Annotated in this window: 4 protein-coding genes and 1 pseudogene; 1 reads left to right on the top strand and 4 read right to left on the bottom strand. The window is 41.2% G+C overall.

All coding sequences use genetic code 11. The features are described from left to right. Positions 1 to 536: 536 nt before the first annotated feature. Positions 537 to 3,050 carry a gliding motility-associated C-terminal domain-containing protein gene (locus ACJ751_RS26685; protein ID WP_407748591.1) on the top strand — a complete coding sequence of 838 codons (2,514 nt, stop codon included), beginning with the start codon at positions 537 to 539 and terminating at the stop codon, positions 3,048 to 3,050. A 293-nt stretch (positions 3,051 to 3,343) separates the two neighbouring features. On the opposite strand, the gene ACJ751_RS26680 is transcribed toward ACJ751_RS26685, so the two are convergent. From ACJ751_RS26680 to ACJ751_RS26665, 4 genes and pseudogenes are all read right to left on the bottom strand, one after another. Continuing rightward, positions 3,344 to 4,138, bottom strand: coding sequence for a Fic family protein (locus tag ACJ751_RS26680; RefSeq protein WP_407748590.1), 795 nt, complete (start codon positions 4,136 to 4,138; stop codon positions 3,344 to 3,346). After that, on the bottom strand, positions 4,135 to 4,374 hold the full coding sequence (locus ACJ751_RS26675; protein WP_407748589.1) for a hypothetical protein: 240 nt from the start codon (positions 4,372 to 4,374) through the stop codon (positions 4,135 to 4,137). The genes ACJ751_RS26680 and ACJ751_RS26675 overlap by 4 nt, the downstream gene beginning before the upstream one ends. 122 nt (positions 4,375 to 4,496) lie before the next feature. Beyond that, a complete protein-coding gene (locus tag ACJ751_RS26670; protein ID WP_407748588.1) occupies positions 4,497 to 5,207 on the bottom strand; it encodes a LytR/AlgR family response regulator transcription factor in 711 nt (236 codons plus the stop codon). Then, positions 5,204 to 5,560, bottom strand: a pseudogene (locus tag ACJ751_RS26665) (hypothetical protein); the annotation flags it as partial. The pseudogene ACJ751_RS26665 and the gene ACJ751_RS26670, both read right to left, overlap by 4 nt.

The following is a 5,560-nucleotide window of genomic DNA, read 5'->3' as shown; positions in this document are numbered from 1 at the left end:
TCGTTTAATCGGAAGCCGTTTGCGTTAAACGGAGTTGCCTTTCGATTTAATTAAAAGCCGTTTGCGTTTAACCGGACGGCCGTTGCGTTTAACCGGAAGGCCGTTGCGTTAAACGCGATGACCGTTTCGTTTAATCGGAAGCCCGTTGCGTTAAACGATCCTGACATTTTATTTAATTCAATACAGGTTGCTTTAAAAGAAATGATTTGACTTTCAGGCATATAAGCAGGTTGCATGTCAATGCCTTGCTAGCTTACACGTACATGATACACCTTGGCATTTTCAACCAATACTCGTTCTTACCTTCCTGAAGAGGCAGCGCTTATGAAAGCCCAAAGCTTTGATAAAGAATTGGGGGCCATTAAAAGCGGAATGCCAATAATTATTCCTTTTAATCCCCCAACAATTTTGATCCATAATGACCTCCTTCGCCCGATTTTTGTATGAAATTTTAGCCGTATTTGCACACCCCAATAATTATATTTATCTTTTTCCCCTAAACCCCATTCAATTAGTAAGGTTGAATGAAAAATTCCATGAAAAGATTTGCCCTCCCTGTATTGTTATTTTTCACCACTGCAATTTATTCCCAATGCCCATTTACCGTAAATCTAAATACTACAGGTAATTGCCTTGGTGCCACACTGAATGTTACAACTACCAATGATCTATCGAAAATTGTGTGGCACAATGGAAGCAATGCTGTGAGCACAGTAACAGCCACCCCTGTGACCGCTGGCAAAACAGTGGCTGGTAATGGAGTGACTTTTCCTAATCCCTTCGGCGGAGCTTTTTATGGTTTATATGTTGATCCCGGTGGAAATATGTATGTAACTGATCCGGCCAGTAGCCGGATCCTAAAATTTGCAGCAGGTAGCACAACGCCTGTAACGGTTGCAGGAGGAAACGGGCGCGGATCTGCTGCCAATCAGTTTTCAGAGCCCTGGAGTGTATACGTGGATGTTGGTGGAAATATATATGTAACCGATTTTAATAATTCCCGGGTACAAAAATGGGCGCCCGGCGCTACGACTGGCGTAACAGTAGCAGGTGGAAATGGCCCTGGTTCCAATGCAAACCAATTGAATTTGCCTGGCGGTGTATTTGTTGATGCCACTGGAAATGTATATGTAGCCGATAGATTTAATCATCGTATACAAAAATGGGCACCTGGAGCTACGAGTGGTGTAACAGTAGCTGGAGGCAATGGTCTCGGTTCCGGTGCTAACCAGTTTAACTCACCACAAGGCATATTTATAGATGGAACCGGGAATTTATATATCACTGACATGGGTAATAATCGCGTTCAGAAATGGGCGCCCGGTGCTACCAGTGGTGTAACAGTAGCAGGAGGAAACGGATACGGTTCCGCAGCCAATCAATTGCAAAATCCCTGGGGGGTATTTGTAGATGCAGACGGAAATGTATATGTAACTGATGGTCATCGCGTTCAAAAATGGGCAGCCGGTGCTAACAGCGGTACAACCGTAGCAGGAGGAAACGGATACGGTTCCGCAGCCAATCAGTTAACTTCGCCTACCAATGTGTGGGTAGATGTGAATGGCAATATTTATATCGCCGATGGCAGTAATACCCGTGTGCAGTTATGGTCACAGCAGCCTATAAATAAAAATTACACTCCGACTGTAGCCGGTACCTATTCTGCAACCGTTACAGATAACAATGGGTGTACTGTTTCCACCAACGCAATAAACATTTATCCTTCGGTTACGCCAACGATTAATATAGGTACATCAGCTACTACGATAGACGTATGTACACCTGCTACATTCAATGCTTCGGTAACAAATGAAGGCACCTCGCCTTCTTATCAATGGCAAGTAAATGGAGTAAATGTGGGCGCCAATAACCCCGTTTATACGGCATCTGGCTTGGCTAATGGGTCTATTGTTACCTGTATACTTACCAGTAACGCGCAATGTGCCGTACGTTCAATGGCTACTTCCAACAGTATCACCATAACCGTACAACCTCCGGTTACACCGGCTGTAAGCATTGTCGCCTCTACTACTATCTCTTGTGCTGGAAGTCCTGTTACGTTTACTGCCCGGCCGGTGAATGGAGGTTCAACGCCTTTATTTGAATGGCAGGTAAATGGCATTAATACCGGCGTTACCGGCAATCTATTTACCACTAATACCCTGGTTGATAAAGATGCTGTAACCTGTATAATGACAAGCAATGCAAATTGTATTACTACCACTACGGCAAATTCCAATGCCATTGTTTTAACAGTAAACAGTGGTACGCCCATACCTGTAAGTATTACATCTTCTGCTACTACTATTTGTTCGGGTATACCTGTTAGCTTTACAGCTACAGTGCCCACTACCGGAGCTACACCAGTATATCAATGGCAGGTTAACGGTACCATAACAGGTAGCAATAGCTCTTCCTATATGAGCAGCAACCTGGCTAACGGAGATGTAATCAGATGCATAACTACCAATACCAATGGTTGTGAACCTTTTTTATCCAACGATATTTCAGTGGTTGTATATCCAACTCCTCATGTTGAAGCACAAACCATTTATATATCAGCCGGAGAAACGATAACGCTGCATCCGGTAGTGAGTGGGAAAGTAGCTCAATACCAGTGGAGTCCTGGTATGGCACTTTCAGATACCTCCATTGCCAACCCGATCGCTTCTCCTGTAACGAGCATCGTATATACTTTACAGGTGTCAACAGCAGATGGTTGTAAAGCGAGTGGAGAAATCAGTGTACAGGTGTCTACAAAACTGGGAATTCCCAATGCTTTTACACCCAATGGAGATGGCAAAAATGATATTTTTTATATTAAAGGGGGACAGGTCGGCAGCCGGATAAGTGATTTTTCAATTTATAACAGGTGGGGACAAAAAATATTTCAGCAACATAATGTAGAGCCCGGCGACCCGGCTTTTGGATGGAATGGTACCTGCAATGGTATGTCTGTAGCGGCTGGAACTTATGCCTACACAATAACTATTCGTTTAGAAGATGGAAGCCAGCAGGTAGTGCGAGGTGCTGTTGTTTTAATTAGATAGTATTATGCTCATATCGAATCTGAAAAAACTAAACTTAAAAAGCCCCGTAACAGAAAAATCAAAGTCGTTGCTAAAGGCGTTTCTGATTAAAAAGGTTTTACCAACTCGCCGTCTTCCATTTTGAAAGCTTGACTGCTAAGCAATTAAATCTTGAATTAATCGGTTAAATATTTCGCCCGATCCCGCTACAAGGAAAGGCTTCACGAAAGTGAGCCTTTTGCATTTTATGACGCTAGATAGATGTTGGTCGGCTGTTGATTTACCCATAATATTGTTCTTTGATCTTAACATTGCTATTTCTGCCCCTTCATAAACTCCCACTTCTCCTCCAAACTCTCAATCAACCTATCCGACATAAAATCCAACATTGGATATATATCATTATCAGAAAGTTCAAAGCGCTTCAAATATTCTTCTTTATTAACCTCTTTGATAAAAACAGGTGGATATCCGTTTTTCAGTAATATCAGATTTGTAAAAATTCTACCAATCCTGCCATTGCCATCACTAAACGGGTGTATTACATTTAAAAACTGTTGATGGAAATAAGTTGCAATTGTTAGGGGATGTAGATCCATATCAGTTGTATCTGCCCTTTTCAATAAATCATTTGTAACTACAATAAGCTCTTCCATTCCTTTGGTAACCTGATTAGGCAGTAGGTAAGTATGAATTTTTCCTGAAGCTCTGACTGTCATGTTCTCAAACTCCTTGTACTGACCAGGTCTGTAAAGACCGTCATCTGCCCATTGAGCCCTATCCTTCATAAGCTCTCTATGAAGCTCTTTAATATTCTCTTCGGCAATTTCCTGTGATCTGTAGTTGATAAAAATACTATCCAGTATCTTCTGATGATTGACCATATCTAACACTTCGCCCTTCGTAGCATCTTTGGGAGTTACAAAATCCCGAAGCAATTTAATTGTCTGACCGTAGGTGAGTGTATTTCCTTCTAATTTATTGGAGGTATAAGTAAATTCAAATTTTACTTTTCTAAAGAATGCATCATCCCAATCCTTTACAGGCTTCAATTCATCTATCTTATCTTTAAGCGTATCAAGAAGCTTAAATTTCTTAGCAATACTCATTGTTTCCAATCTATTTCATAATCAAATCCTTTTGTATTCAATTTCAATAACCACTTTTTATATAAGTTATTTCCAACGACCAGTTTTCCCTCTCGCATAGTAAGTGTTTCACCAATAATAAAGTTCTGCAGATCAGTCTTAAGCTGTCTTGGCACATCATCCAGGAAAATCGTTTCTTTTTTTGATAAATTCTGCAATCCCCCTAAGGTCTCTGATATGATGGTTAACTCATTCATGATCGAAGTATAGAATATCTAATATTTGCTATACAAATATAATAAACTCGGAACTTATTTGAAAATCAAATGATTATCGGAGAATTTCAGGCAGATAAATCCTAAATAGCAAATAAGCCAAATTAAAAAGTTCGCAGCCGAACGGCTTCCATGAACTGATTCCTGAACTTATCACTCACAGATATCTGCCTGCCGCCTATAAAAATATGGTTATCCTGAATTTTATCAAGCCGGCCTATATTTACAATGTACGAGTGATGCACCCTTATAAAAGGTGCGGTAAGTTGTTCTTCTATCTCTTTCATCCGGCGGTATATCAACAACTGCCCGGTCGAAGCCACCAGCCGTACATATTCTTTTTCCCCTTCAAAATACAGGATATCTTTCAGCAGCACCTTATGTAATGTTTTACCTGATTTAATAAAAAAATACTCTTCTGTCAAAGGAGGAGAAAGTGGCCGGTCGCCGTCCTTTCTGGCAAAATGTGTTTCTATTTTTTGTACGGCTGCATAAAAGCGTTTGAGGGTAATAGGTTTCATCAGGTAATCGAGCGTTGGATACCCGTAACTATCGGCAGCATATTCCGAATAGGCTGTAGTAAAAACAATTTGTGTATTGGCCGGCAGTAACCCGGCCAATTCCATACCGCTAAGATGAGGCATATTAATATCCAGAAAAACAATATCCACTTCCTGTGTTTTCAGAATAGCCAGGGCTTCCAGGGCATCATAACATTTGGCCAACAATTGCCATTGAGTGGTTTGCTGAATCAATATTTCCAGCAGGTTAACGGCATTGGGCTCATCGTCTACGATAATGCAGCGTACACTCATGGGATGGGAATTTTTAAAAAAGCATGATAATATTTTCCAGCTGGCCAGGTTCTTAACTCGAAGTTATTGCCAAACAATAATGAAAGCCGCTTTTGCAGATTCGTAATCCCAAACCCGCGATTATCTGCATCAGTTTGATGAGCGTGCAGCAGGTTCACTGTCTGGAATACCAGGTGCTCATCGGATTGTATCAGCGAAATACTCACCTCGTTTCCGGTGATGGATTTATCGATTCCATGTTTAAAGATATTCTCTACAAAGGTCATTAATAACATGGGTGGAATACCTGTAGCAGGATTGCACTGTCTGGTAAAGGTAATAGCCACTTCATGGCGTATGCGTATTCTTTCGAG

Source organism: Niastella sp. (genome assembly GCF_045805085.1).
Classification (GTDB): domain Bacteria; phylum Bacteroidota; class Bacteroidia; order Chitinophagales; family Chitinophagaceae; genus Niastella.
Note: the sequence above shows the minus strand (reverse complement) of the source record. Positions and strands in the feature narration are given on the sequence as shown.